We start from the raw sequence: 25,023 nt of genomic DNA, 5'->3' as shown, positions 1-25,023 counted from the left end.
GCGCGAGGCCACGGTTGGAACCGGCGCGTGCGCGCCGCTCAGCCCCGCGCCCGCTGGGTGACGGCGATGCACACGAGTACCGCCGCGGCCGTCAGCGGGGCGGCCACCGTCAGGTGCTCGCCCAGCAGCAGCACCGACCACACCAGTGTGAGCAGGGGTTGGGCCAACTGCAACTGGCTGGCCTTGGGAATGCCGATCGCCGCCATGCCCCGGTACCAGACGACCAGGCCGAGGAACTGCGAGCCCGCCGCGACCCACAGCACCCCGGCCACGCTGTGCGCGGTCAGCTGTACGGGCTCCTGCGACAGCGCCAGCGCGGCGGCCGGCACGCTCAGCGGCAGGCACAGCACCAGCGCCCAGCCGATGACCTGCCAACCCGGCATGACCCGGGCCAGCCGGCCGCCCTCGGTGTAGCCGGCCGCGCACACCAGCAGCGCGCCGAACAGATACAGATCGGCTGTCGTCAGCGCTCCGCCGCTCTGCTGCACCGTGAAGGCGACGACCGCGGCCGCGCCCGCGAGGGCCGCCGCCCAGAAGGTGCGGGACGGGCGGGTGCCCATGCGCAGGGCGGAGAACAGGGCGGTCGTGAGCGGGAGCAGGCCGACCACGACAGCGGCGTGCGCGGTGGTCGACGTCTGCAGGGCGAGTGTGGTGAGCAGGGGGAAGCCGAGGACCACTCCGGCGGCGACGACCGCGAGACCGGCCCAGTGGCGGCGGGCGGGGAGCGGCACGCGCAGTGCCAGCAGACAGACCCCCGCGATCACGGCCGCGAGAACGCTGCGCACGGCCACCAGGGACCAGGGCCCGAAGCCCTCCAGCCCCCAGGCGGTGGCGGGGAAGGTGAGGGAGAAGGCGACGACGCCGAGCGCGGCCAGGAGGGTGCCGGTGCGGCGGCTTGCCGGGGTCACTGCCTCGGATCGCTGGGCGGCGCGGTCCGGGGTGGCATCCGGCGCGCTCGCCGGAGCGGCGGCTGCGGGGATCTCGGGCCGGTGGCCGCCGGTGTCTGCCGACCCGGCCTCGGTGTCGACCGCTATCCGGCCGGAAGCAGTAGCGCTACTCTGTGCTCTCATGCAAGAGAGTAGCAGTGTCGGTGAACTGGCGAATCAGCTGCGACGAGAACTCGATCGCTACTCGCCTGGTGGAAAGCTGCCGTCGAGCCGGTCCCTCGTCGAGCGGTACCGGGTCAGCCCCGTGACCGTCTCGCGCGCCCTGGGGCAGCTCGCCGCCGAGGGGCTGGTGGTGACCCGGCCGGGAGCCGGTGCCTTCCGCGCGCAGCCGCGCGGCACGGCTGCTCCCGCCGGCGACACCTCCTGGCAGGAGGTCGCCCTCAGCGCGGACGGCGCCGCCGACCTCGTACCGCGCTCCGTGGACGCCTCCGGAGTCACCGTCTCCCTCGCCGCCCCGCCGCCCGGAGTCGTCGAGTTCAACGGCGGCTATCTGCACCCGTCGCTGCAGCCGGAGCGGGCCATGGCGGCGGCCCTGTCCCGGGCGGGCCGTCGCCCCGGCGCCTGGGGGCGGCCGCCGATGGAGGGGCTGCCGGAGCTGCGCGAGTGGTTCGCCCGCAGCATCGGCGGCGGGGTCACCGCCGCCGGGGTGCTGATCGCCGCGGGCGGCCAGTCCGCGCTCACCACCGCCCTGCGCGCACTCGCCCCGCCGGGAGCACCGGTGCTGGTCGAATCGCCCACGTATCCCGGCATGCTGGCGATCGCGCGGGCAGCGGGTCTGCGGCCGGTACCGGTCCCGGTGGACGCGGACGGCGTCAGACCGGCGCTGCTCGCGGACGCGTTCCGGGCGACCGGCGCGCGGGTGTTCGTCTGCCAGCCGCTGTTCCAGAACCCGACGGGCGCCGTGCTCGCCCCCGACCGGCGCGGGGAGGTGCTGCGGATCGCCCGCGAGGCCGGCGCGTTCGTCATCGAGGACGACTTCGTGCGACGGCTCGTGCACGAGGACGCCGGACCGCTGCCGAGCCCCCTTGCCGCCGACGACCCCGACGGAGTCGTCGTCCATGTCTGCTCACTCACCAAGGCGACCTCGCCCAGCTTCCGGGTGAGCGCGCTCGCCGCCCACGGCCCGGTCCTTCAGCGGCTGCGCGCCATCCAGATCGTCGACACCTTCTTCGTCCCCCGGCCGCTCCAGGAAGCGGCCCTCGAACTCGTCGGCTCGCCCGCCTGGCCGCGCCATCTGCGGGCGATCTCCGCGGAGTTGAAGATCCGCCGCGACACGATGACGGCAGCCCTCCGTCTGGACCTCCCCGAACTCTCCCTTCCGCACATCCCGTCGGGCGGCTACCACCTGTGGCTGCGCCTGCCCGACGGCACGGACGAAACCGCCCTGACGGCAGCGGCTCTGCGCGCGGGCGTCGCCATCACCCCCGGCCGCCCGTACTTCAGCGCGGAATCCCCGGCGGCGCACCTCCGGTTGAGCTTTGCGGCGGTTGCGGGGGCGGGGGAGATCAGGGAGGGGGTGCGGCGGCTGCGGGCTGCTTGCGACGAGTCGCTCCGCGGGGCGCGCCGTTGATCGTCTGCGGCTCCGTCGTGGCTGGTCGCGCAGTTCCCCGCGCCCCTTAAAAGCCGCTGCCGAACCGTAGGGAAAATCGCTCGACGTCTTCGACCCCGGCCTGCCAGTGTCCCGCCATGAACGACACCCCGAGCCTCCCCGACGGCTACGAGATCTCCACCGACCCCGACCGCCTCGACGTCGACCGCGTGCACCGCTGGCTGTCCACCGACGCCTACTGGGCGACGGGCCGCCCGCGCGAGAAGCAGGAGCGGGCGATCGCAGGGTCGCTCAACTTCGGGGTGTATGAGGCGGTTTCGGGGGAGCAGGTCGCGTATGCACGGGTCATCACCGATCGCGCCACCTTCGCCTGGCTGTGCGACGTCTACGTCGATCCGTCCGTACGCGGCAAGAATGTCGGTACGGCGATGGTCGCGGCCGTGCGCGAACAGCTGCGGCCGTGCGGACTGCGCCGCATCCTGCTCGCCACGCTCGACGCGCACGGGGTCTACAAGAAGGTCGGGTTCCGGGAGCTGGCGCAGCCCGAGATCTGGATGGCGCTCGAGTTCGAGTGAGGCGGTTCGGGTGACTTGTCCGCCAAGGTCCTGACCCTGAAGTAAGTTTCCGGCAACCCTCGGTGACTCGTAGCCAACACCTCTTGACCTGCGAACCTTCACGACTCACCATCACCGCATGCAACTTCGGGTCACATTCGTCGCCGCCGCGCGCAGCTCCCCGCTGCTCGCCGAGCGCTTCGAGGACGACCGTCCGCTGGATCAGGCCGGCTGGGACGAGGTGCAGCGCGTCGCCCAGGATCTGATCCCGCTTGCGGCGGCCGAGCTGCGCTACTGCTCGCCCACGCCGCGCAGCAGAGCCACGGGCGACGCCCTCGGCTATGCCCCGCTGGTTCAACTCGCCCTGCGGGACTGCGACATGGGCCGCTGGCGCGGGCTGACCCTCGGCGAGGCGATGGCCCGCGAGCCGGAGGCGGTGGACGCCTGGCTCGCCGACCCGCGCGCCACCCCGCACGGCGGCGAGTCGCTGCTCGCCTTCATCTCCCGGGTCGGGGGCTGGCTCGACACCCGGCCGTTCGAGGACGGCGGCCGTATCGTCGCCGTCGCCGAGCCGTCCGTCATCCGCGCGGCCCTGGTGTACGCCCTGAAGGCGCCGCCGTCGACGTACTGGAACATCGATGTGCGCCCCCTGTCGACGACGACCGTGACGGGTCATGCGGGGCGCTGGAACCTCCGCTTCGACGGGGCGGCGGTTCAGTCCTCGCGGACGTAGTCGGTGGTGAGCACGAGGTCCTTGGCGGGGCCGCCCACCCGCCACACCGTCCGCCAGTGGTCCGCGTCCCGGACGGTGAACTCGCCGCGGTAGAGGTCTGCCGCGCAGGGGTGGTCGGCGACATGGTGCCCGGTGGTCAGGTCCAGGTCGTGGAAGGGCCCTCCGTCGGCGAAGCGGACGTCCGCCGTGCCCGGTGAACTCCCCGGCAGGAAGCGCAGCGTCCGCTCGGCGGGGCGTGCGACGCCCCGCCAGGTGAAGGTGCCGGACTCCTGGTGCAGCAGGCCGCCCTCGGGCAGGGGGCTGAAGACCGTGGTGCCCTCGAAGCGCCCCTCGTCGCCGCTCGCCAGGTCGCGCACGCCGCGCTCCACACGCCAGCGCCCGGCCAGATGGGCCAGCACGTCGGGCACGGGCCACCACTCGTCCATGTCCTCGACCCTACGTCCGTACGCACCATTGACGCGCTCATGTCCCGTCTCTATCTTGCCGTTCGAAGTGCTGACCGATGTCTGATATTTCGAACAATGAATGACGCGAATCATCGCGCCATTCCTCAGAGCCGCGGAGTATCCATGTCACGCACCACCCGCAAACGGCTGATCCGCCTGAGATGCAGCCTAGGGGCAAGCGCTTTCCTCCTGGCTGTCGCTCTCGTCCCGGCCCCCGCCCACGCCGACGACGTCACCGACTACTCGATCACCGTCGACCCCGCCACCAAGGGCGCGAAGATCGACGACACGATGTACGGCGTCTTCTTCGAGGACATCAACCGTGCCGCCGACGGCGGCCTGTACGCCGAGCTCGTACAGAACCGGTCCTTCGAGTACTCCACCGACGACAACAAGTCGTACACACCCCTGACCGCCTGGACGGTCGACGGCACGGCGCAGGTCGTGAACGACGACGGCCGGCTGAACGCCCGCAACCGCAACTACCTCTCCCTGGGCGCCGGTTCGTCCGTGACGAACGCCGGCTACAACACCGGTATCCGGGTCGAGGACGGCAAGAGGTACGACTTCTCGGTGTGGGCGCGGGCCGAGAGCGGTACGACACTCGGCGTCTCCCTGCAGGACGCCGGCGGGGCGCTTGCCACGGCCCGTCAGGTGGCTGTGCGCAAGGGCGGCTGGGCCCGGTACAGGGCCACTTTCGTCGCCACGCGCAGCAGCTCCAACGGCCGTCTCACCGTGGCCTCTTCCGCCGCGGCCGCGCTCGACATGGTGTCCCTCTTCCCGCGCGACACCTACAAGCACGAGCCGAACGGCCTGCGCAAGGACCTCGCCGAGAAGATCGCCGCCCTGCACCCGGGCTTTGTGCGCTTCCCCGGCGGCTGCCTGGTCAACACGGGTTCCATGCAGGACTACAGCGAGGCCTCCGGCTATCAGCGCAAGCGCTCGTACCAGTGGAAGGACACCGTCGGCCCGGTCGAGACGCGCGCCACCAACTCCAACTTCTGGGGCTACAACCAGAGTTACGGCCTGGGCTACTACGAATACTTCCGCTTCGCCGAGGACATCGGCGCCATGCCGCTGCCCGTGGTCCCGGCCCTGGTGACCGGCTGCGGCCAGAACAAGGCCGTCGACGACGACGCGCTGCTCAAGCGGCACATCCAGGACACGCTCGATCTGATCGAGTTCGCCAATGGCCCGGCGACCAGCGAGTGGGGCAAGAAGCGGGCCCAGATGGGGCACCCCAAGCCCTTCCACCTCACCCACATCGAGGTCGGCAACGAGGAGAACCTCCCGAACGAGTTCTTCGCCCGCTTCAAGCAGTTCCGCGCCGCCGTCCAGGCGAAGTACCCGTATATGAAGGTGATCTCCAACTCGGGCCCGGACGACGCCGGTTCGACCTTCGACACGGCCTGGCGGCTGAACAAGGACGCCAAGGTCGACATGGTCGACGAGCACTACTACAACAGCCCGCAGTGGTTCCTGCAGAACAACGACCGCTACGACTCCTACGACCGCAGCGGGCCCAAGGTCTTCCTGGGCGAGTACGCCTCCGGGGGCAACGCCTTCAAGAACGGGCTCGCCGAGGCCGCGTACATGACGGGCCTGGAGCGCAACGCCGACGTCGTCGAACTCGCCTCGTACGCACCGCTGTTCGCCAACGAGGACTACGTCCAGTGGCGCCCGGACATGGTGTGGTTCAACAACCACGCCTCCTGGGGCTCGGCCGACTACGAGGTCCAGAAGCTGTTCATGAACAACGTCGGCGACCGGGTCGTGCCCTCGACCGCCACCGGTACGCCCTCGCTGCTCGCCCCGATCTCCGGCGCCGTCGGCCTGTCGACGTGGGACACCAGTGCCGCGTACGACGATGTGAAGGTGACCGACGCCGACGGGAAGACGCTGCTGACCGACGACTTCTCCGGTGACGCCTCGAAGTGGACGCACACGGGCAGCGGGAGCTGGGCGGTGCAGGACGGGCAGTACGTCCAGAGCTCCGACACCGCCGAGAACACCATGGTCCAGGCCGGTGACCCGTCCTGGCACGACTACGACCTGCAGGTGAAGGCAACCAAGAAGTCCGGCAAGGAGGGCTTCCTCGTCGCCTTCGGCGTCAAGGACACCGGCAACTACTACTGGTGGAACCTGGGCGGCTGGGGCAACACCCAGTCCGCCGTCGAACAGGCCGTGGACGGCGGCAAGTCGACGCTGATCGCCAAGGCCGGATCGGTCGAGACGGGCCGCACCTACGACATCGACGTCAAGGTCCGCGGCCGTCAGGTCACGCTGTACCTCGACGGCCGGCAGTGGGGCAGCTTCACCGACGACAAGCCGGCCGAGCCGTTCCGCCAGGTCGTCACCAAGGACCAGAAGACTGGTGACCTGATCGTCAAGGTGGTCAACGCCCAGTCCTCGGCGGCCCGTACGGCGATCGACCTGGGTGGCGCGAAGGTCGCGTCCAAGGCCAGGGTGACCACGCTCGCCGCCGCGCCCGACGCGGTGAACACCGAGACGTCCACGGCCGTCGCGCCGGTGACGTCGACCTTCGAGGGGGTCGCCGACAAGTTCTCGTACACCTTCCCGGCGAACTCGATCACCTTCCTGCGGATCAGGCAGAGGTAGCCGAGGGTGCCGAGTCGGCGGGCTGCTGTCCGAGCGGCAGCAGCCCGCGCTCGGCGAAGACCTTCTTCGCGGCGAAGGTGGCGTTCAGCGCCTTCGGCATGCCGCAGTACACCGCCGAGTGAGTCAGGGCCTCGACGATCTGCTCGGGCGTGAGGCCCACGTTCAGGGCCGCATTGACGTGCACATCGAGCTGGGCCTCGCAGCCGCCGAGCGCGGTGAGCATGCCCAGCGTCACCAGCTGGCGGTCGCGCGGGGCGAGTCCGGGACGGTCGTAGATCTCGCCGAAGGCCCAGGCGACGACCTGGTGGCCGAGCTCGGGGTTGATGTCGGCAAGGGAGTCGACGACCCGCTGCCCGGCCTCGCCGTCGACCCGCTTGAGGACCGCCAAGCCGTGCTCGAAGCGCTCTTCACGGGTGGTGCTCTCGCTCATGTGAGGTCTTCCGATCCCGACTGCATGTCGTCGAGCAGTCGTTCGTAGTGGTTGATCTTGTCGTCCAGCGCACGGGCGTTGCGGCGCAACGCCCGGATCCGGTCGGCCAGTTCGGCGCGGTGCTCGCGGAGCATCGCCAGCCGGCCGGCGACCGAGACGTCCCCCTCCGCCCGCAGCTGTGCGAAGCGCTGCATGTCCGCGATCGACATGCCGGTCTCGCGCAGCCGCAGCAGGAACTCGAGCCAGGCCAGGTCGGCACCGTCGTAGCGGCGCTGGTTGCCGGTGGTCCGGCCGACGCGCTCGATGAGGCCGGCTTTCTCGTAGTAGCGCAGGGTGTCGTGCGTGAGGCCCGTGCGTTCCACGACCTCGGCGATCGTCAGGGTCGGCTCCCGGTCCTGCGGGAGGGGGTGTCCGCTGGTCATGACGTAGACCGTAGAACCTGGAGCGCGCTCCAGGTCAAGCTGAGCTCGGCGCCCAGTGGTGTGTTCGCCGCAGAGCGGTGGGTTCACCCACTAATTACGTGCCGGGAAATTTCTGTTTCCCGGATGTTCACCATCCCATTCGTATAAGCCTGCGGCCGCATTCGGAGCAGGGTTTGCCACTTTCCGCGGACGGCACAACCGATCCGAAACTCGGGCCGTCTTAGTCGGCGAATCAATTACCGCGGGGAGCAAGAGGGAATGGATCGCTCGACCTTGTCCACAGCTGTTTCGAGTGGTCATTTCTCACCGAAGAAGGCCGCGGCGCTGCTCGCCGCGGCCGTCACCGTCACCGTGTTCTGCGCCGCCGACGCCCTCGCCCGCAGCTATCCCTTCGGGCCCCGCACCCGCAACGTCAACGATCTGGGAAACCAGTACGTGCCGTTCCATGCCCACCTGTGGGACCTGCTGCACGGTCGGGCCGACGGCGGCCTGTTCGTCAACTGGCAGTCGGGATACGGCTCCAGCTTCCTGCCCGACCTCGGCACCTACCTCAGCAGCCCGTTCGCCCTGCTCGTCGGGGTGTTCCCGCGGGACGAGATCGACCTCGCGGTGTATGTGATCACCGTGCTGAAGACGGCGTCCGCGGGCGCCGCCATGGCCTGGCTGCTGCTGTGTCTGCGCCCCGGCCGCTGGTGGGCGGCCGGGCTGCTGGGGGCCTCGTACGCGCTGTGCGGGTGGAGTGTCGCGGTCGCCTCGTACAACCCCATGTGGCTCGACGGCCTGGTCGCCCTGCCGCTGCTGTGCCTGGTGGGGGAGTGGACGCTGAACAAGCGGCGCCCGCTGCTCGGCGTACTGATCGTGGCGCTCGCCTGGATCGCCAACTTCTACACCGGGTACATGGCGACCATCGGCGCCGGCCTGGTGCTGCTGCTGCGGCTGTGGCTGTCCGGCCTCCCGAACCGGGAACGGCTGAAGCTGGCGGGCCGGGCCGCCGGCACCGTCGCGCTGGGCGTGGGCCTGGCCGCCCCGCTGCTGGCCGTCGTGTACTTCGGCACCAAGCACGCCTACCCGGGCCGAGTCGTGCAGTTCAAGCCGGTGCCGACCCAGGACCTGCTGGCCCGGCTGCTCCCGACGACGTACAGCTTCTCCAGCCCGGCCCTCTATGTGGGCACCACGGCGCTGCTGCTCGCACTCGCCCTGCCGTTCGACCGCGCGGTGCCGCGGCGGGTGCGCGCCGGGTGGACGCTGCTGGTCGTCGGGGTGGCACTGTCGCTGCAGTGGGGCCCGACCCATCTGGTCTGGCATGCCTTCGCCACCCCGCAGGGCAGCGCCTACCGCCAGGCCTTCGTCCTGTGCGCACTGCTGGTGATCGCCGCCTGGCACGCCCTCTCGTACGGTGTGCCCGATCCGCGCGCCCTGGGCGCGGCGGGCGCGCTGCTCGCACTGATCACCGCCGTGGCGAGCCGGAGTCACTTCATGCACCCCGTCGCCTGGCCGGTGCTGGGCCTCGCCCTCATCGGGGCGCTGGGCGGGCTGGTCCTGCTGCGGCGCACCAACGGCCGACGGCGCAGTGCCGTGGCCGCGCTCGCCGTGTTCCTGCTGTTCGGCGGGCAGTTCGGCGAGGCCATGGCCACCTCCGCCGTGGCCACCCGGTGGCGGCTCGGCCACATGGACGACTACGCCCCCTGGGGAGACCGGCAGCAGGAGCAGTCGGAGGCGATCGCGCGGGCCGACGGCTGGCCCCAGTACCGCACCGAGCCGGGCCGCGAGCAGACCGTCGGCAACGATCCGCTGCTGGTCGGCGGCCAGGGCGCCCAGTACTACAGCAGCCTCACCGCGGACGTTCTCAGCCGTACGCTCACGGCGCTGGGGGGCGGCTGGACCTCGCGCGGACGCAGCGTGCAGAGCCTCGACAACGCCGTCACCGACGCGATCTTCTCCGTCGGGGCCCGGGTGCACTCGCCGACGGACCCGCACCAGGCGCAACTGCCGCAGATCGGCGGCCCGTTGACCGTCTCCCGGCAGGACGTGCCGCCCCTGGTGACCGTGCGGACCGCCCCCGACCGGGCGTCCTTCGGCGCGTCGCCGTACCGCAATCAGGAACTGCTGCTCGGCAGCCGCGTCTACACCGTGTCGCGCAGCGCCGTGTACGACGACCTCGGCACCCCGGCCCGAGACGGCAGGGTCGGCTCCGGGAACGCCTTGTCCCAGCCGACGATCACGGCCCGCTGCCCGGCCGGAAGCCCGGTCTATCTGTGGGCCCCGCACTTCTCCGGCACCGCACAACTGGGCAAGACCACCGCATACTTCCGCTTCGGCTACCCGCGCAACCGCGCCGCCATGGCGTCGCTGGGCCCGGCCCCGGCGTCCGGACGGCTGCGCATCGCGCTGACCCCGGACCGCCCCGGCCGCATCCCGCAAGGCGCCGTCGGCTGCCTGGACACCGCCCGGCTGCACACCGCCGTCGAGCACCTCAAGGCCACCGGCGCCACCCACGTCACCGTCTCCGACGCCACCATCCACGCCGAACTCCCCGCGGGCAGCAAGGGAACCGCCGTCGTCGCGGCTCCCCGCATCGCGGGCTGGCGCTGCGCCGCGGGCGACGCCACCGCCGTACCGGCCAAGGACTACCACGGCCTGATCGCCGTCCCCCTGGACGGCTCCGCGACCACTGTCACCTGCACCTTCCACCCACCCGGGCTGCGGCTCGGCACGACCGTCGGGGCCGCCTCGGTCCTGACCCTGATCCTGCTCGGCGCGCTCACCGCCGTACGCCGACGGCGGGTCACCGAACCGCCGTCACCCACGACCACTCGACCGCTCGAGCGCGTGAGCAGCGCTCTCTGACCCTGCCCAGGGGGAGGAACCCGTGCTGATATCGATCGTCGCACCCTGCTACAACGAGGAAGACGTCCTCGACCGCTTCCACGAGGAGGTCCAGAAGGTCGCGGAGGAACTCCTTCCGCTCGGCCACGACATGGAGTTCGTGTACGTCGACGACGGCAGCGGCGACCGTACGCTCACCGTCCTGGAACGGCTCGCCGACCTCGACGCGCGCGTCCGGTACGTCTCGCTGAGCCGCAACTTCGGCAAGGAGGCGGCGCTGCTCGCGGGCCTTCGCCACACATCGGGAGACTCCGTCGTCGTCATGGACGCGGACCTCCAGCACCCGCCCGAACTCATCAAACGCATGGTCGACCTGCACGGACAGGGCCACGACCAGGTCATCGCCAAACGCACCAGGACCGGCGACGGCATGACCCGCACACTCACCGCCCGCCTCTACTACCGCCTCGTCAACCGCCTCGTCGACGTCGAACTCGTCGACGGCGTGGGCGACTTCAGGATGCTGTCCCGCCGCGTGGTGGACGCCGTCCTGGGCCTCACCGAGTACAACCGCTTCTCCAAGGGCCTGTTCGCCTGGGTGGGCTTCCCGAGCACCACCTTCGAGTACGAGAACGCGGTACGCGAGGCAGGCCGCAGCTCCTGGACCTTCCGCAGCCTGCTCAACTACGGACTCGACGGCCTGCTCTCCTTCAACAACCGCCCGCTGCGCGCCGCCCTGCACCTCGGCACGGTCCTGCTGACGATCGCAGGCCTCTACACTGCGTGGATCGTGGGCGCCGCGCTCATCAACGGAGTGCAGACCCCCGGCTACGTCACCATCATCACCGCCGTCACCGGGGTCGCCGGGGTACAGATGATCATGCTCGGGGTGATCGGGGAGTACACCGGCCGGATCTACTACGAGGTGAAGGGGCGCCCGCACTTCCTGGTGAAGGCGACCAACGTGAAGCGAGCGAAGGACCTCATTCCATGAGGTCGAGTTCCCTGATGTCGAGACAGATGTTCACCTTCGCCGTGATCGGGGCCGTCAATACGGGTACGTACTACTGCTTCTATCTGTTGTTCCTCACCTACCTGCCTTATCTGGTGGCCCATGTCGCCGCGACTGTGCTGAGTATGGTGGGATCTTTTTTCCTCAATGCGCGATTCACCTACCGGACACGTCCGACTCTGCGAAAATTCCTGTTGTTCCCCCTGACGAATGCCGCGAATTTCCTGATCACGACGGCGGGTGTCTACGTACTCGTCGACCTCATGCACTTCAGCAGCCGGTTCGCCCCGCTGCTCGCGTCCCTGGTGGCGATTCCGGTGACGTTCGTCGTCTCCCGCCGGATCATGCTCCCGAAGGCGGAGCCCGCTCGGATTGCATAAACGTGCATCGATACGTATAGTCATGCCATCCAGGAGGAGGATGACATGGCGGTACGTGCGGCAGTGGCCGGAGCGAGCGGGTACGCGGGCGGAGAGCTCCTGCGTCTGCTCCTGGCGCACCCCGAGATCGAGATCGGGGCCCTGACCGGCAACTCCAACGCCGGACAGAAGCTCGGCGCGCTCCAGCCGCACCTGCTGCCGCTGGCCGACCGGATACTCCAGGAGACCACCCCCGAGGTCCTCGCCGGCCACGACGTCGTCTTCCTCGCGCTGCCCCACGGCCAGTCCGCCGCCGTCGCCGAGCAGCTCGGCCCGGACGTCCTCGTCGTCGACATGGGCGCCGACTTCCGCCTGAAGGACGCGGCCGACTGGGAGAGGTTCTACGGCTCCGCGCACGCCGGGACCTGGCCGTACGGCCTCCCCGAACTGCCGGGTGGCCGCGCCGCGCTGGAGGGGTCCAAGCGCATCGCGGTACCCGGCTGCTACCCGACGGCCGTCTCGCTGGCGCTCTTCCCGGCCTACGCCGCGTCTCTCGCCGAGAACGAGGCCGTGATCGTCGCCGCGTCCGGCACCTCCGGCGCGGGCAAGGCGCCCAAGGCGCATCTGCTGGGCAGCGAGGTCATGGGCTCCATGTCGCCGTACGGCGTGGGCGGCGGGCACCGGCACACGCCCGAGATGATCCAGAACCTCAGCGCGGCCGCCGGTGAGACCGTGAGCGTCTCCTTCACGCCGACCCTCGCCCCGATGCCCCGCGGCATCCTCGCCACCTGCAGCGCGAAGGCGAAGCCCGGCGTCACCGCCGAGTCCGTCCGCGCCGCCTACGAGAAGGCCTTCGCCGACGAGCCCTTCGTCCACCTCCTGCCCGAGGGGCAGTGGCCCGCCACGGCGTCCGTCTACGGTTCCAACGCCGTTCAGGTGCAGGTCGCGTACGACGAGGCCGCGGGCCGCATCATCGCGATCAGCGCCATCGACAACCTGACCAAGGGCACCGCGGGCGGTGCCGTCCAGAGCATGAACCTCGCCCTCGGACTCGACGAGACCACCGGGCTTTCCACGATCGGAGTCGCACCGTGAGCGTCACGGCAGCCAAGGGATTCACGGCGGCCGGCATCGCCGCCGGAATCAAGGAGAACGGCAACCCGGACCTGGCCCTCGTGGTCAACAACGGTCCGCGCCGCGCCGCCGCCGGTGTCTTCACGTCCAACCGTGTGAAGGCCGCGCCGGTGCTGTGGTCCGAGCAGGTACTCAAGGGTGGCCAGGTGTCGGCCGTAGTGCTCAACTCCGGTGGCGCCAACGCCTGTACGGGGCCGAGGGGCTTCCAGGACACGCACGCCACTGCCGAGAAGGTCGCCGAGGTGCTGGACCGCGGTGCCATCGAGGTCGCCGTCTGCTCCACCGGGCTCATCGGCGTTCTGCTCCCGATGGACAAGCTGCTCCCGGGAGTCGAGACGGCAGCGGCCCAACTGTCCGAGCACGGCGGTGAGAAGGCCGCCATCGCCATCAAGACCACCGACACCGTCCACAAGACCTCGGTCGTGACGAAGGACGGCTGGACCGTCGGCGGCATGGCCAAGGGCGCGGGCATGCTCGCCCCCGGCCTCGCCACCATGCTGGTCGTCCTCACCACGGACGCGGTCGTCGAGAGCGACGTACTGGACCAGGCGCTTCGGGCCGCCACGCGCACGACCTTCGACCGCGTCGACTCCGACGGCTGCATGTCCACCAACGACACGGTGCTGCTGCTCGCCTCCGGAGCCTCCGAAGTCACCCCGCAGTACGAGGAGTTCGCCGAGGCCGTACGGCAGGTCTGCGACGACCTCGGACAGCAGCTGATCCGGGACGCCGAGGGCGCCAGCAAGGACATCAAGGTCGAGGTGGTCAACGCGGCGAGCGAGGACGACGCCGTCGAGGTGGGCCGCTCCATCGCCCGCAACAACCTCCTCAAGTGCGCCATCCACGGCGAGGACCCCAACTGGGGCCGCGTCCTCTCCGCGATCGGCACGACCAAGGCCGCCTTCGAGCCGGACCAGCTCAACGTTGCCATCAACGGCGTCTGGGTCTGCAAGAACGGCGGCGTCGGCGAGGACCGCGAGAAGGTCGACATGCGCTACCGCGAGGTGCACATCGTCGCCGACCTCGCCGCGGGCTCCGAGACCGCCACCATCTGGACCAACGACCTCACCGCCGACTACGTCCACGAGAACAGCGCCTACTCCTCATGAGCAATGTGACCCGCAAACACACCGCGCTTCCCAAGGCCCAGATCCTCATCGAGGCGCTGCCCTGGCTGGTGAAGCACAACGGCAAGACGGTCGTCATCAAGTTCGGCGGCAACGCCATGATCGACGAGGATCTGAAGGCCGCGTTCGCCCAGGACGTCGTGTTCCTGCACCACGCCGGCCTCAAGCCGGTCGTCGTGCACGGCGGCGGCCCGCAGATCAGCGCCGCCCTCGACCGGCACGGCATCGTCAGCGAGTTCAAGGCCGGGCTCCGGGTCACCACCGAGGACGCCATGGACGTCGTACGGATGGTGCTGGCCGGGCAGGTCCAGCGCGAGCTGGTCAATCTGCTCAACCAGCACGGCCCGCTGGCCGTCGGCCTCACCGGCGAGGACGCGCACACCATCACCGCCACCAAGCACCAGCCCGAGATCGACGGGGAGTTGGTCGACATCGGGCGGGTGGGCGAGATCACCGCGATCGACACGGGCGCGATCGAGGCACTGCTCGCCGACGGCCGGATCCCGGTCGTCTCGTCGATCGCCCGTAGCCAGGACGATGGACATGTCTACAACGTCAATGCTGATACGGCGGCTGCGGCACTCGCTGCTGCTCTTGGAGCGGAGACTCTCATGGTCCTCACGGACGTCGAGGGTCTCTATGAGGACTGGCCCAACAGCGACGAGGTGATCAGCCGCCTCACCGCTTCCCAACTGGAGAAGCTGCTACCGGAGTTGAGCTCCGGCATGGTGCCGAAGATGGAGGGCTGTCTGCACGCCGTGCGAGGCGGCGTGACCACCGCCCGTGTCATCGACGGCCGGGTCCAGCACTCGATCCTGCTGGAGATCTTCACCGACGAAGGCATCGGCACGATGGTCGTGCCGGACGAGAATCCGCACGTACAGGGGGAGTCGTGAGCAACCAGGAGATGACCGCGCGGTGGCAGGGCGCGCTCATGAACAACTACGGCACCCCGCTGCTGCCCCTGGTGCGCGGCGAGGGCGCCAAGGTGTGGGACGCCGAGGGCACGGAGTACCTCGACTTCGTCGGCGGTATCGCGGTCAACGCGCTCGGCCACGCCCACCCGGCGGTCGTCGAGGCCGTCAGCAGTCAGATCGGCTCCCTCGGCCACATCTCCAACTTCTTCATGTCCGAGCCCACGGTGACGCTCGCCGAACGGCTGCTGCAGCTGTTCGGGCGGGACGGCAGGGTCTTCTTCTGCAACTCGGGCGCCGAGGCCAACGAGGCCGCCTTCAAGATCGGCCGGCTGACCGGGCGGACCCATGTCGTCGCCACCGAGGGCGCCTTCCACGGCCGCACCATGGGCGCCCTCGCGATGACCGGCCAGCAGGGCAAGCGGGAGCCGTTCCTGCCGCTGCCCGGTGAGGTCACGCATGTGCCGTTCGGCGATGCGCAGGCCCTTGCGGCCGCGGTCACCGAGGAGACCGCGCTGGTGATCCTGGAGCCGGTTCAGGGCGAGATCGGCGTCGTCGTGCCGCCGGCCGGCTACCTCAAGGCTGCCCGCGCGATCACCGCGGCGACCGGTGCGCTGCTGGTCCTCGACGAGGTGCAGACCGGAATCGGCCGTACCGGCCACTGGTTCGAGTACCAGGCGCACGAGGGCGTCCTGCCGGACGTCGTCACCCTTGCGAAGGGCCTGGGCGGGGGACTGCCGCTCGGCGCGACCGTCGCCTTCGGGCGGGCCGCCGAACTGCTGCAGCCCGGGCACCACGGCACGACCTTCGGCGGCAACCCGGTCGCCTGCGCCGCCGGACTCGCCGTTCTGGACACGATCGTGAACGACGGGCTGCTGGAGAACGTCAAGCAGCAGAGCGAGAAGCTGCGGGACGGAATCGAGTCACTGGGCCACCCGTTGATCGCCCATGTCCGGGGCGCGGGCCTCCTCCTGGGTATCGTGCTCACCGAGCCGCTCGCGCCCCAGGCGCGCCAGGCGGCTCAGGAGGCCGGTTTCCTGGTGAACGCGCCCGCCCCCGACGTCGTCCGGCTGATGCCGCCGCTGACTCTCGGCGACGACGAGGTGGACGCGTTTCTCCGGGCGCTCCCCGGCATCCTGGACCACGCCAACGGGGACGGATCCGGAGAATGAGACGACGATGAGTGACGCGCAGGACGACGCACAGCACGCCGGGCCTGCCGTGCCGCAGACCCGCACCGCACGCCACCGCCGGATCGTGGACATCCTCAACCGGCAACCGGTGCGCTCCCAGAGCCAGTTGGCGAAGTTGCTGGCCGACGACGGTTTGAACGTCACGCAGGCGACGCTGAGCCGGGATCTCGACGAGCTGAACGCGGTGAAGATCCGCAACAACGACGGCGATCTGATCTACGCGGTGCCGAGCGAGGGGGGTTTCCGGACCCCCCGGGCACCGCTGGGGGAGTCCGCCAAGGAAGAGCGGATGCGGCGGCTGTCCCAGGAGCTGCTGATCTCGGCCGAGGCGTCCGCGAACCTTGTGGTGCTGCGGACGCCGCCGGGTGCTGCGCAGTTCCTGGCGTCGGCCATCGACCAGGCCGAGTTGCACGACATTCTCGGGACGATCGCGGGTGACGACACCTTGCTGCTGATCAGCCGGGATCCCACGGGCGGGCACGCACTGGCCGAGCATCTGCTGCGGCTGGCTCAGAACGGCCACTGACACATACGAGTCCGGGGCGCCACGGGATGGATTCCCGTGGCGCCCCGGACTCGCATGGGGGTCTGTTCACAGGCCCTCGGCGCCTGCGCCATATCCCGGGCCCGGCGCGCGGCGTCGGGCACGCATGCTCGCCGCGTTGCCGAAACGCCCCTTCAGCTCCGCCAGGAGGGTGCTCCGGAGCCTTGCGATCGCACGTAGCAGACGCCGCGCGCTGATCCGGCCGGTGATAGGACACCCGCCCTCAGCCCAGCCGCGCCGCCAGCCCTCCCGTGCAGCGCACCTCGTCGCCCGCCGTGATCAGCAGCGCCTCCACGTCGGGCAGGGACTCCAGCCAGCGCAGCCCGTCCCGCGAGCCCATCGCGAAGGCCGCCGTCGCCCAGCAGTCCGCCCAGGTCAGCTTGGGGGCCACGACCGTGACCGCCACCAGGTCGGTCACCGCGGACCGGCCCGTGCGCGGGTCGACGATGTGGGCCCCGCGCTCGGCGGTGCCGGACGTGGCCACCGCCAGTTCGTCCGTGCCCGCCGCGGAGACGACCGCCGCGAGCCCGCCCGGACGCAGCGGGTCCGCCACCCCGACCCGCCAGGGCCGGTGCGGCTCGGGCGCCCCGAGCAGCTGGACGTCCCCGCCGCCGTTCATGCTCACCCCGATCACCCCGGGGGTGGCCGCCAGCCGCCGGGCCGCCCGCTCGGCGGCCCAGCCCTTGACGATCCCGGTGGGATCCAGCCGCCCTTCGTAGCGCATGCTGAACCAGCCGTCGCTCACCCGCTCCGCCTCGGCGCCCAGTCCGAGCACCTCGGCGACCTCGGGATCGCACTCCTCCACGGTCAGCTCACCGCGCGCCAGGCGGGAGACCTGGCTCTCCTCGCGGTACGTGCTGAACACCTCGTTCACCCGGTGCAGTCCGGCGACAGCCTCCTCCAGCGCCGCCTGCACCGCACCGGGCTCCCCGCCGCGGACGTCGAAGGAGAAGACGGTCCCCATGACCTCCTCCGCATGACGCACCGCGGCGGGAGCTTCTGCCGATTCCGCCACCGACTCAGCCACCGGCCTGGTCCAGCGCGGACTGCAGCGACTGCTTGTAGCCGCTGCTGGTGTACGTGGCACCCGACACCGAGTCGATCTTCGCGCTGCCGGCCGCCACCGCCTCCTGGTTGAGCTTGGGGACGGCCATCGCCGTCTTCTGGTCGCTCAGCCCGCCCTTGGGCGCCTGCACCGCATCGGCCTTGGTGATCTTGCCGTTGCTGACGGTGATCCGGACCTGGACGGGCCCGTACTGGGTCTGCGCCACACTGCCGGTCACGGTCTTGGCCTGGGCGGAACCCGAACCGGTGCCCGAGCCGGAACCCCCGCCACTGCCCTGGGAAGGACTGGCACTGCCCTGGGAGGAGCCGCTGCCCTGCGAAGTCCCGGCGCTCGCCTTCATCTTGTCGATCGCCGACTGCAGGGACTGCTTGTAGCCGTTGCTCGTGTACGTCGCCCCGGACACCGAGTCGATCTTCGCGCTCTGCGCGGCGACCGTCTCCTGGGTCAGCTTGGGGATGGACAGGGCGGTCTTCTGGTCGCTGGTGCCGCCCTTGGGCGCCTGGATCGCATCGGCCTTGGTGATCTTGCCGTTGGCGACGGTCAGGCGCACCTGGACGTTGCCGTACTGGGTCTGGGCCACGGCGCCGTCGATGGTGCCGTTCGCGGAACCGGCCGCCGAGGCCCCGCCCTGGGGCGACTCCTGCGCCGCCGCGGTCTGCTGCGGGGTCGCGCCGGCCGCCTGGGCGCCCGGGTCGGACGCCGGTTTCAGCGACAGCAGCAGCACGACACCCGAGACGGTGGCGGCGGTGGCCAGCACGACACGCCGGATGGGGTGACTCTTCTTCATCGCTACCTAGGCTCCTGAAGTCCCGTCGCTCACATCTCGAACGACTCGTGATGGATGCGGCGGGCGGGCACTCCCGCTCCGCGCAGTGCTTCGTACACGCCCTGCGCGAACCCGGCCGGCCCGCACATGAAGACGTCGTGCTGTTCGATGTCCGGCAGCTTCTGCCGCAGCCGGTCCGCCGAGATGTCCGGGCGCTCCCCGTCCGGGCTGTTGACGGCGTACATCAGACGGGCGCCGCGGTCGTCGGCGATGGCGGCGAGCTCGTCCCAGAGGGCCAGGTCCTGCGTGGTGTTGGCCCGGTACAGGAGCGTGATGTCGCCGGAGGCGCCGGGCAGGGTCTCGAACAGCGCCCGCATCGGGGTGATGCCGACGCCGCCCGCGACCAGCAGCACCTTGCCGCGGCTGCGCCGCTGCGCGGTCATCGCGCCGTACGGGCCCTCGGCCCACACCTTGGTGCCGGGCGTCAGCTCGCGCAGCCGGGCGCTGTGGTCGCCGATCGCCTTCACGGTGATCCGCAGCATGTCGGGGCGGGGCGCCGCCGACAGCGAGTACGGGTGGGAGGAGAACCGCATGCCCGGCGCAAGGAACCGCCAGCGGAAGAACTGCCCCGCCTCCGCACCCATCCGGTGCAGCTTCCGCCCGCCGATGAGGACGGAGACGATGCCCGGGGTCTCCTCGATGACCGCCTCGACGCGCATGCGGTGCCGCATGTTCAGCCGGATCGGGGTGAGGATGCGGTACCAGATCACCAGCGCGGTGACCGACCCGTACAGCGCGTACCAGAAGGTCTTGGCGGTCGGCTCGACGGCGAAGTCGTTGCCGGTGGTGATCTGGTGCCAGAACGTCAGGAACACCGCCGCGTACGTCAGCAGGTGGACGTGGTACCAGGTGTCGTACGGAATCCGGCGGCGGACCGGGCCGATCGAGGTCAGCCCGATCAGCACGAACAGACCGGTGCCGATGGCCGCCTTGCCCATGTCCGGCAGCTGGTTGATGGAGTCGATCGTCTGCTGGACGATGTCGCCGAGCGATTTGCCGGCCTGCAGCGCATAGCCCCACATGGTGAGGAAGATGTGCGCCACGATCAGGCAGAGGGTGTAGCGGCCGCTCATCGCGTGCCAGCGGGCCACCCGGTCGGAGCCGACGCGCCGTTCGAGTGCGGGCACCCGGGCCATCTGCAGCACGACCAGTGCCATGAGATAGCCGGCCAACAGACCGGTGATCCGGCCCGCGTTGAGGATCTTGCCGTTCTGGTCGGCGATGGACGGTGTGTTGTGCCACCACAGCCACAGCACGCCGACCGCGCCCGCGAATACGGCGAGCAGCAGGACGGTCGCCGGGGAGCGGCGCGGACGGATGCGGCGCATCGTCTGTCGGCGGGCGGCGCGGCCGCCTGCGAGCGTGGTGGTCACTGTTCCTCCGGGGCGGGGGCAAGGGGGTTGGCGTGGTCCCTTGGCCCTGAGATACGTGCCGCGACGCCGGTGTGTTCAGCCGCGTGCCGAGTCCAGTGCGGACTGGAGTGACTGGCGGTAACCGTCACTTGTGTACGTGGCTCCGGAAACCGTGTCGATATTGGCGCTCTGAGCCTGGAGGGCCTCGCTGCGCAGGCGGGGGAGGGCGTAGCTGTTGATCTCCTGGTCCCGCGGGTTGTCCGTGGGGTAGGTGACGGCCGTCACGTCGGTGAGCTTGCCGCTCTTGACGGTGATACGGACCTGGACGGGACCCCAGCGGGTCTGCACCGTGTCGCCGGTGACGGTCTTCGTGCCGGTGGACACGCCGGCACTCGCACTGCCGGACGGCGCGGGCACGGCCAGGGCCACGTCCGGTGTCGAGTGCGGCTTCAGGGAGAGCAGCAGCACCATTCCGGAGACGGTGGCGGCGCTCGCCAGCACGATCCGGCGCAAAGGACGGTTCTTCTTCAACGCATGCACGGGGGCTGCCTCACAGCTCGAACGACTCGTGGTGGATACGGCGGTCGGGCACACCGGCGGTGCGCAGCGCCTCGTACAGGTCGCGGGCGAAGCCGTGCGGGCCGCATATGTATACGTCGTGGCCGGCCAGGTCGGGGATGGTCGCGCGCAGCGACTGGGCGTTGAGGCTGGGCCGTCGCCCGTCCGGCCCGTTGAGCGCGTACAGCACCTTGGCCCCGCGCCAGCGTGCGATGGCCTCCAACTCCCCGCCCAGCGCGAGGTCTTCGGCCGTGCGCGCCCGGTAGAGGAGCGTCACCTCGCCGGGCAGCGTCTCGAACAGCGCCCGCAGCGGGGTGATGCCGACGCCGCCCGCGATCAGCAGGGACTTCTGCGCACTCTGCCGGTCCTGGGTCAGCGATCCGTACGGGCCCTCCGCCCACACCCGTGTGCCGGGCCGCAGCAGGGCGACGGCCGCGCTGTGGTCGCCGAGCGCCTTGACGGTGATCCGCATCAGGTCCTGACGGGGCGGCGCCGACAGGGAGTACGGCGTCGACGTCCAGCCCATGCCCTCGCCGAGGAACCGCCAGCGGAAGAACTGCCCGGCCCGCGCGCCCAGTTCGTCCAGCCGCTCGCCCCGTACGACGACGGAGTACACACCCGGCGCCTCCTTGTGCACGGACTCGACCCGCAGCCGGTGCCGCAGGTTCAGCCGCACCGGGACGAGCACCCGGAACCACACCACCAGGGCCGCGACGCCGAGGTACAGCACGTACCAGGCGGCCGTGGCCCCGGTGTGGCCGTTGAACTCGTTGCCCAGGGTCAGCTGGTGGAAGAACGCGAGGAAGACGGCCACGTACGTGAGCAGATGGACGTAGTACCAGAACTCGTAGCTGGTACGACGGCGCACCGCACGCGCCGAGGTGATGCCGACCGCGAACAGGATGACCGTGCCGAAGGTCGCCTTCAGCATGTCCGGGTAGTCCAGGACCACCGTCAGCGTCTCGTGCCAGAGGGAGGCGCGGTCCTGGGCGGCGTACCCGAGCAGGATCAGCACGATGTGCGCGAGAAGCAGACAGACCGTGTAGCGGCCGGCCATCGCGTGCCAGCGGGCCACCCGGTCGGAGCCGACCCGTCGCTCCAGCAGCGGCACCCGCGCCATCAGGCCGACCAGCACCGCACAGGCGTACCCGCACAGCAGTCCGGCGATCCGCCCGGCCCCGGTCAGCCAGCCGGCCGTGCCGACCACCGACCCGGTGTCCGTCCACCACAGGGCGACCACGGCCGCCGCCCCGGCCCACAGCAGCGCCAGCACGGCGCCCGCGGGGGAGCGCCGGGCGGGCGGCGCCACGGCCGGTGCCGTCCGCCGCTCGTACACGGTGGTCATATATGCGTCCTTTCGCCTCTGTCGGACGCAACTGTGCCGCCGTAACCTCTCAAGCCGCTCTGAACGGGCCCGCTCCGAGCCCGCTCAGAGGAAACTCAGAGCTTCGGGCGCCGCCCGCGGGCCCCGCGAGGGGTGATCCTGGTAGGGCGATGAACACCACCCGCTCCGGCCGCCCCGCCCTCACCCGCCCCGACGGCACCCCGCTGCGCGTCCTCGTCGTCGACGACGACCCGGACCTCGCCGAGGTGCTCTCCGGAGCCCTGCGCTACGAGGGCTGGCAGGTCCGCTCGGCCGGCGACGGCGCCTCCGCCCTCGCCGAGGCCAGGGAGCTGATGCCGGACGCCGTCGTGCTGGACGTCATGCTCCCCGACACCGACGGCTTCGCCGTGCTGCGCTCCCTGCACACAGTGAAGCCCGACGTCTGCGTCCTCTTCCTCACCGCACGGGACGCGGTCGAGGACCGCATCGCGGGCATCACGGCGGGCGGCGACGACTACGTCACCAAACCCTTCAGCCTGGAGGAGGTCGTCGCCCGGGTCCGCGGACTGCTGCGCCGCGCCGGCATGGCACGCCAGCTGGACGAGGGCCCGCGGCTGACCGTCGGCGACCTGGTCATGGACGAGGAGGCCCGCGAGGTCACCCGGGCGGGCGAGCTGATCGAGCTGTCCCCGACCGAGTTCGAGCTCCTCCGCTTCCTGATGCGCAACCCGCGCCGCGTGCTCAGCAAGACACAGATCCTCGACCGGGTCTGGTCCTACGACTTCGGCGGCCGGGCCCATGTCGTCGAGCTGTACATCTCCTACCTGCGCAAGAAGGTGGACGCGGGCCGCGAGCCGATGATCCACACCGTGCGGGGGGCCGGGTATGTGCTCAAGCCGGTGAGCCCATGAGATCCGTCCTGAGTGCCGCCGGGCGGTCCCTGCGCCGCCTGCCGCGCCCGCGCACGCTCCGGGCCCGTCTCACCGTGGGCCTGGTGGTCCTGCTGGCCGTCAGCTGTGCCGCGGTCGGCATCGCCGCGGTGGTCGAGCTGAACGGCTTCCTCACCAGTCGCCTCGACGAACAGCTCGCCGAGGTCGGCGCCAGGTTCCCGGCGAGCCTGGAACACGGCGGCAAGCTGCCCAACGACCACGACGGCGACGAACACGGCGACGACCGCAGACAGGCCACCAGAACCTTCGGCGCCCGCCTGGTCGACGGCACGGCCACCAACGCGGCGGTCGTCCGCCCCACCGGCGTCGTCGACGTCACCCTCACCGCCAGGGACAGCAAGCAGCTCGCCCGGGTTCCGGTGGACGGCAAGGCCCACAGCGTCGACCTCTCGGCCCTGGACGACTACCGGGTCAAGGCGGCCAGGGGCCTCGACGGCGACGTCCTGATCACCGGCCTGCCCCTGGAGCCCGTCCAGGCCACCGTGCACCGCCTCGAACTGGTCGCCGGAATCGTCTTCGGCGCCGCCCTCACCCTCACCGGCGTCGCGGGCGCGCTGTGGGTGCGCTGGTCGCTCAGGCCGCTGAGCCGGGTCGCCGCGACCGCCACCCGGGTCAGCGAACTCCCCCTCGCCAGCGGCGAAGTGGCCCTGCCGCCGCGCGCCCCCGAGTCCGACCCGCGCAGCGAGGTGGGCCAGGTCGCCGGTGCCTTCAACCGCATGCTGGGCCATGTCGAGGACGCCCTCACCAAACGGCACGCCAGCGAGGAACGGCTGCGCAGCTTCGCCGCCGACGCCAGCCACGAACTGCGCACCCCGGTCGCCTCGGTCCGCGGCCACGCGGAACTGGCCCTCCTCCACCCCGGCCCGGTACCGCCGGAGGTCACCCGCGCCCTCGAACGCATCGCCGCCGAATCGTCCCGTATGGGCGCCATGGTCGACGACCTCCTCCTCCTGGCCCGACTGGACGCGGGCCGCCCCCTCGAACGCCTCCCGGTCGACCTGACCCGCCTGGTCCTGGACGCCGTCACCGACGCCCGCGCCGCCGGCCCCGACCACCGCTGGACCCTGGAACTCCCCGAGGAACCGGTCACGGTCACCGGTGATGAGCACCGCCTCCACCAGGTACTCGCCAACCTGCTGGCCAACGCACGTCTGCACACGCCCGCAGGCACCAAGGTGACGGTGTCGCTGGAGACCGACGGCCCGTCAGCCGTCCTCAAGGTCCACGACGACGGCCCGGGCGTCCCCGAGGACATCCAGCCCGGCGTCTTCGAACGCTTCACCCGCGCCGAACACCGCCGCCGAAAGGACGCCACCGGCGGCGGAGCGGGCCTGGGCCTTTCGATCGTGGCGGCGGTCGCGGAGGCACATGGCGGGAGCGTGAGCCTGGACAGCAAGCCAGGGTCGACCACCTTCTCCGTACGGCTCAGTACCGCGTGATCGCCGTACTCCCGCCCGTCGTTCCGATGGCGATGTGCGGCGCCTTCCCGGGAACCGCCCACTTGAGGATCGCCCGCATCGCGTCCCTGGGCATGGACACACAACCCGCCGTGGCCCCACGCCCGTTGACATGCAGGAAAATACCGGCACCGCGCCCCCGCACACGCTGGTGGTAGTTGAACCCGATGACGAACGCATACGCGTACTGCGTCCCGTACGAGGCAAGATGCTCGGACTCGGACGCACGGCAGTCGGCCGGACGCGGATCGGTCCAACGGTTGTAGGACGTCGAGGGGTTGTCCTCGCACCACCACGAACTCTGCTTCACGGGACGGTACTTGTACCGGGTCCCGCTCGGCGCGGCCTTGATGCCGAAGGCATACGGCAGGTCGTACAGCCCGGTCGGAGTGGTGTTCGTGTTCTGCTTGCGGGACGCACCCTCCACGAGCCCCTTCGCCCCGAACCGGGCGGACGCCGAACCGGCCTTCACCCACTGGCCGGCGCGCAGGTCCCACCAGGTGACCGTGCCGGTCGTCGAGCTCGTCTTCGAGGCCACGGCGGTGATCAGCTGCGTACCGCCCCCCGTGTCGGCCATCCGGGCAGGAAGGGGAGCACCGGCGGCCGACGCGGCCGGCACGGCACCGAACAGAAGAAGCGAGGCGGAAACCAGAGCGCTGGCGGCGAGAGCTGATCGCATGG

The 25,023-nt window shown here is 70.6% G+C and carries 24 protein-coding genes; 14 read left to right on the top strand and 10 right to left on the bottom strand.

The window, feature by feature from the left end; translation table 11 throughout:
• Positions 1-38: 38 nt before the first annotated feature.
• Positions 39-1,070 carry a DMT family transporter gene (locus tag P2Q00_RS21495; RefSeq protein WP_275774246.1) on the bottom strand — a complete coding sequence of 344 codons (1,032 nt, stop codon included), beginning with the start codon at positions 1,068-1,070 and terminating at the stop codon, positions 39-41.
• On the opposite strand from P2Q00_RS21495, the gene P2Q00_RS21490 reads away from it, so the two are divergent.
• The 3 genes from P2Q00_RS21490 to P2Q00_RS21480 all read left to right on the top strand — a co-directional run bounded on the left by P2Q00_RS21490 (position 1,069) and on the right by P2Q00_RS21480 (position 3,783).
• On the top strand, positions 1,069-2,517 hold the full coding sequence (locus tag P2Q00_RS21490; protein ID WP_275774245.1) for an aminotransferase-like domain-containing protein: 1,449 nt from the start codon (positions 1,069-1,071) through the stop codon (positions 2,515-2,517). The two genes, P2Q00_RS21495 and P2Q00_RS21490, sit on opposite strands and share 2 nt — an antisense overlap.
• Positions 2,518-2,633: 116 nt before the next feature.
• Complete coding sequence (locus tag P2Q00_RS21485; RefSeq protein WP_275774244.1) at positions 2,634-3,071, top strand: GNAT family N-acetyltransferase; 438 nt, start codon at positions 2,634-2,636, stop codon at positions 3,069-3,071.
• Positions 3,072-3,189: 118 nt separating this feature from the next.
• Complete coding sequence (locus tag P2Q00_RS21480; protein ID WP_275774243.1) at positions 3,190-3,783, top strand: histidine phosphatase family protein; 594 nt, start codon at positions 3,190-3,192, stop codon at positions 3,781-3,783.
• Here P2Q00_RS21480 and P2Q00_RS21475 read toward each other — a convergent pair.
• A complete protein-coding gene (locus P2Q00_RS21475; RefSeq protein ID WP_275774242.1) occupies positions 3,765-4,208 on the bottom strand; it encodes a DUF6314 family protein in 444 nt (147 codons plus the stop codon). The two genes, P2Q00_RS21480 and P2Q00_RS21475, sit on opposite strands and share 19 nt — an antisense overlap.
• Positions 4,209-4,352: 144 nt before the next feature.
• Between P2Q00_RS21475 and P2Q00_RS21470 the strand changes: the two genes are divergently transcribed.
• Positions 4,353-6,848, top strand: coding sequence for an alpha-L-arabinofuranosidase family protein (locus tag P2Q00_RS21470; RefSeq protein WP_275774241.1), 2,496 nt, complete (start codon positions 4,353-4,355; stop codon positions 6,846-6,848).
• On the opposite strand, the gene P2Q00_RS21465 is transcribed toward P2Q00_RS21470, so the two are convergent.
• Both P2Q00_RS21465 and P2Q00_RS21460 read right to left on the bottom strand, forming a co-directional pair.
• Positions 6,835-7,278, bottom strand: coding sequence for a carboxymuconolactone decarboxylase family protein (locus tag P2Q00_RS21465; RefSeq protein ID WP_275774240.1), 444 nt, complete (start codon positions 7,276-7,278; stop codon positions 6,835-6,837). The genes P2Q00_RS21470 and P2Q00_RS21465 overlap by 14 nt on opposite strands.
• Positions 7,275-7,700, bottom strand: a complete 426-nt coding sequence (locus P2Q00_RS21460) for a MerR family transcriptional regulator (protein WP_275774239.1) — start codon at positions 7,698-7,700, stop codon at positions 7,275-7,277. Before P2Q00_RS21460 ends, P2Q00_RS21465 begins: the two co-directional genes overlap by 4 nt.
• A 258-nt stretch (positions 7,701-7,958) precedes the next feature.
• Between P2Q00_RS21460 and P2Q00_RS21455 the strand changes: the two genes are divergently transcribed.
• Genes P2Q00_RS21455 through P2Q00_RS21420 form a run of 8 tightly spaced genes read left to right on the top strand, consistent with a single transcriptional unit; the run spans position 7,959 to position 16,791 of the window.
• Complete coding sequence (locus tag P2Q00_RS21455; RefSeq protein WP_275774238.1) at positions 7,959-10,547, top strand: YfhO family protein; 2,589 nt, start codon at positions 7,959-7,961, stop codon at positions 10,545-10,547.
• Between the two features lie 22 nt (positions 10,548-10,569).
• Positions 10,570-11,520: a glycosyltransferase family 2 protein gene (locus P2Q00_RS21450; RefSeq protein ID WP_275774237.1), complete on the top strand. Its 951-nt coding sequence runs from the start codon at positions 10,570-10,572 to the stop codon at positions 11,518-11,520.
• A complete protein-coding gene (locus P2Q00_RS21445; RefSeq protein ID WP_275774236.1) occupies positions 11,517-11,918 on the top strand; it encodes a GtrA family protein in 402 nt (133 codons plus the stop codon). The genes P2Q00_RS21450 and P2Q00_RS21445 overlap by 4 nt, the downstream gene beginning before the upstream one ends.
• Positions 11,919-11,963: 45 nt before the next feature.
• On the top strand, positions 11,964-12,992 hold the full coding sequence (gene argC / locus P2Q00_RS21440; RefSeq protein ID WP_275774235.1) for an N-acetyl-gamma-glutamyl-phosphate reductase: 1,029 nt from the start codon (positions 11,964-11,966) through the stop codon (positions 12,990-12,992).
• Positions 12,989-14,140, top strand: a complete 1,152-nt coding sequence (gene argJ / locus P2Q00_RS21435) for a bifunctional glutamate N-acetyltransferase/amino-acid acetyltransferase ArgJ (RefSeq protein ID WP_275774234.1) — start codon at positions 12,989-12,991, stop codon at positions 14,138-14,140. The genes argC and argJ overlap by 4 nt, the downstream gene beginning before the upstream one ends.
• Positions 14,137-15,054 (top strand): acetylglutamate kinase, encoded by a 918-nt coding sequence (gene argB, locus P2Q00_RS21430; RefSeq protein WP_275774233.1) that lies wholly within the window; start codon positions 14,137-14,139, stop codon positions 15,052-15,054. The genes argJ and argB overlap by 4 nt, the downstream gene beginning before the upstream one ends.
• Before the next feature lie 11 nt (positions 15,055-15,065).
• Entirely contained in the window at positions 15,066-16,244 is a 1,179-nt protein-coding gene (locus P2Q00_RS21425; RefSeq protein ID WP_275774427.1) for an acetylornithine transaminase, read from the top strand.
• Between the two features lie 7 nt (positions 16,245-16,251).
• Entirely contained in the window at positions 16,252-16,791 is a 540-nt protein-coding gene (locus P2Q00_RS21420) for an arginine repressor (protein WP_275774232.1), read from the top strand.
• A 241-nt stretch (positions 16,792-17,032) separates the two neighbouring features.
• Here the strand turns inward: P2Q00_RS21420 and P2Q00_RS21415 are convergent, their stop codons facing one another.
• The 5 genes from P2Q00_RS21415 to P2Q00_RS21395 form a co-directional block, all read right to left on the bottom strand.
• Positions 17,033-17,773, bottom strand: a complete 741-nt coding sequence (locus tag P2Q00_RS21415; protein ID WP_275774231.1) for an FAD:protein FMN transferase — start codon at positions 17,771-17,773, stop codon at positions 17,033-17,035.
• Between the two features lie 55 nt (positions 17,774-17,828).
• On the bottom strand, positions 17,829-18,662 hold the full coding sequence (locus P2Q00_RS21410) for an FMN-binding protein (RefSeq protein WP_275774230.1): 834 nt from the start codon (positions 18,660-18,662) through the stop codon (positions 17,829-17,831).
• Positions 18,663-18,691: 29 nt separating this feature from the next.
• Positions 18,692-20,074 (bottom strand): ferredoxin reductase family protein, encoded by a 1,383-nt coding sequence (locus tag P2Q00_RS21405; protein ID WP_275774229.1) that lies wholly within the window; start codon positions 20,072-20,074, stop codon positions 18,692-18,694.
• Between the two features lie 75 nt (positions 20,075-20,149).
• The gene (locus P2Q00_RS21400; protein ID WP_275774228.1) at positions 20,150-20,593 is read right to left on the bottom strand and encodes an FMN-binding protein; all 444 of its coding nucleotides are present in this window, start codon (positions 20,591-20,593) and stop codon (positions 20,150-20,152) included.
• 10 nt (positions 20,594-20,603) lie between these two features.
• Positions 20,604-21,956 (bottom strand): ferredoxin reductase family protein, encoded by a 1,353-nt coding sequence (locus P2Q00_RS21395; protein ID WP_275774227.1) that lies wholly within the window; start codon positions 21,954-21,956, stop codon positions 20,604-20,606.
• A gap of 149 nt (positions 21,957-22,105) precedes the next feature.
• Between P2Q00_RS21395 and P2Q00_RS21390 the strand changes: the two genes are divergently transcribed.
• Both P2Q00_RS21390 and P2Q00_RS21385 read left to right on the top strand, forming a co-directional pair.
• Positions 22,106-22,846, top strand: a complete 741-nt coding sequence (locus tag P2Q00_RS21390; RefSeq protein ID WP_275774226.1) for a response regulator transcription factor — start codon at positions 22,106-22,108, stop codon at positions 22,844-22,846.
• Positions 22,843-24,324, top strand: coding sequence for a sensor histidine kinase (locus tag P2Q00_RS21385; RefSeq protein WP_275774225.1), 1,482 nt, complete (start codon positions 22,843-22,845; stop codon positions 24,322-24,324). The genes P2Q00_RS21390 and P2Q00_RS21385 overlap by 4 nt, the downstream gene beginning before the upstream one ends.
• On the opposite strand, the gene P2Q00_RS21380 is transcribed toward P2Q00_RS21385, so the two are convergent.
• On the bottom strand, positions 24,311-25,021 hold the full coding sequence (locus P2Q00_RS21380; RefSeq protein WP_275774224.1) for a L,D-transpeptidase family protein: 711 nt from the start codon (positions 25,019-25,021) through the stop codon (positions 24,311-24,313). The two genes, P2Q00_RS21385 and P2Q00_RS21380, sit on opposite strands and share 14 nt — an antisense overlap.
• Positions 25,022-25,023 lie beyond the last annotated feature (2 nt).

Origin of the sequence: Streptomyces coacervatus (genome assembly GCF_029223485.1) — a bacterium.
Taxonomy (GTDB): Bacteria; Actinomycetota; Actinomycetes; order Streptomycetales; family Streptomycetaceae; genus Streptomyces; species Streptomyces coacervatus.
Note: the sequence above shows the minus strand (reverse complement) of the source record. Positions and strands in the feature narration are given on the sequence as shown.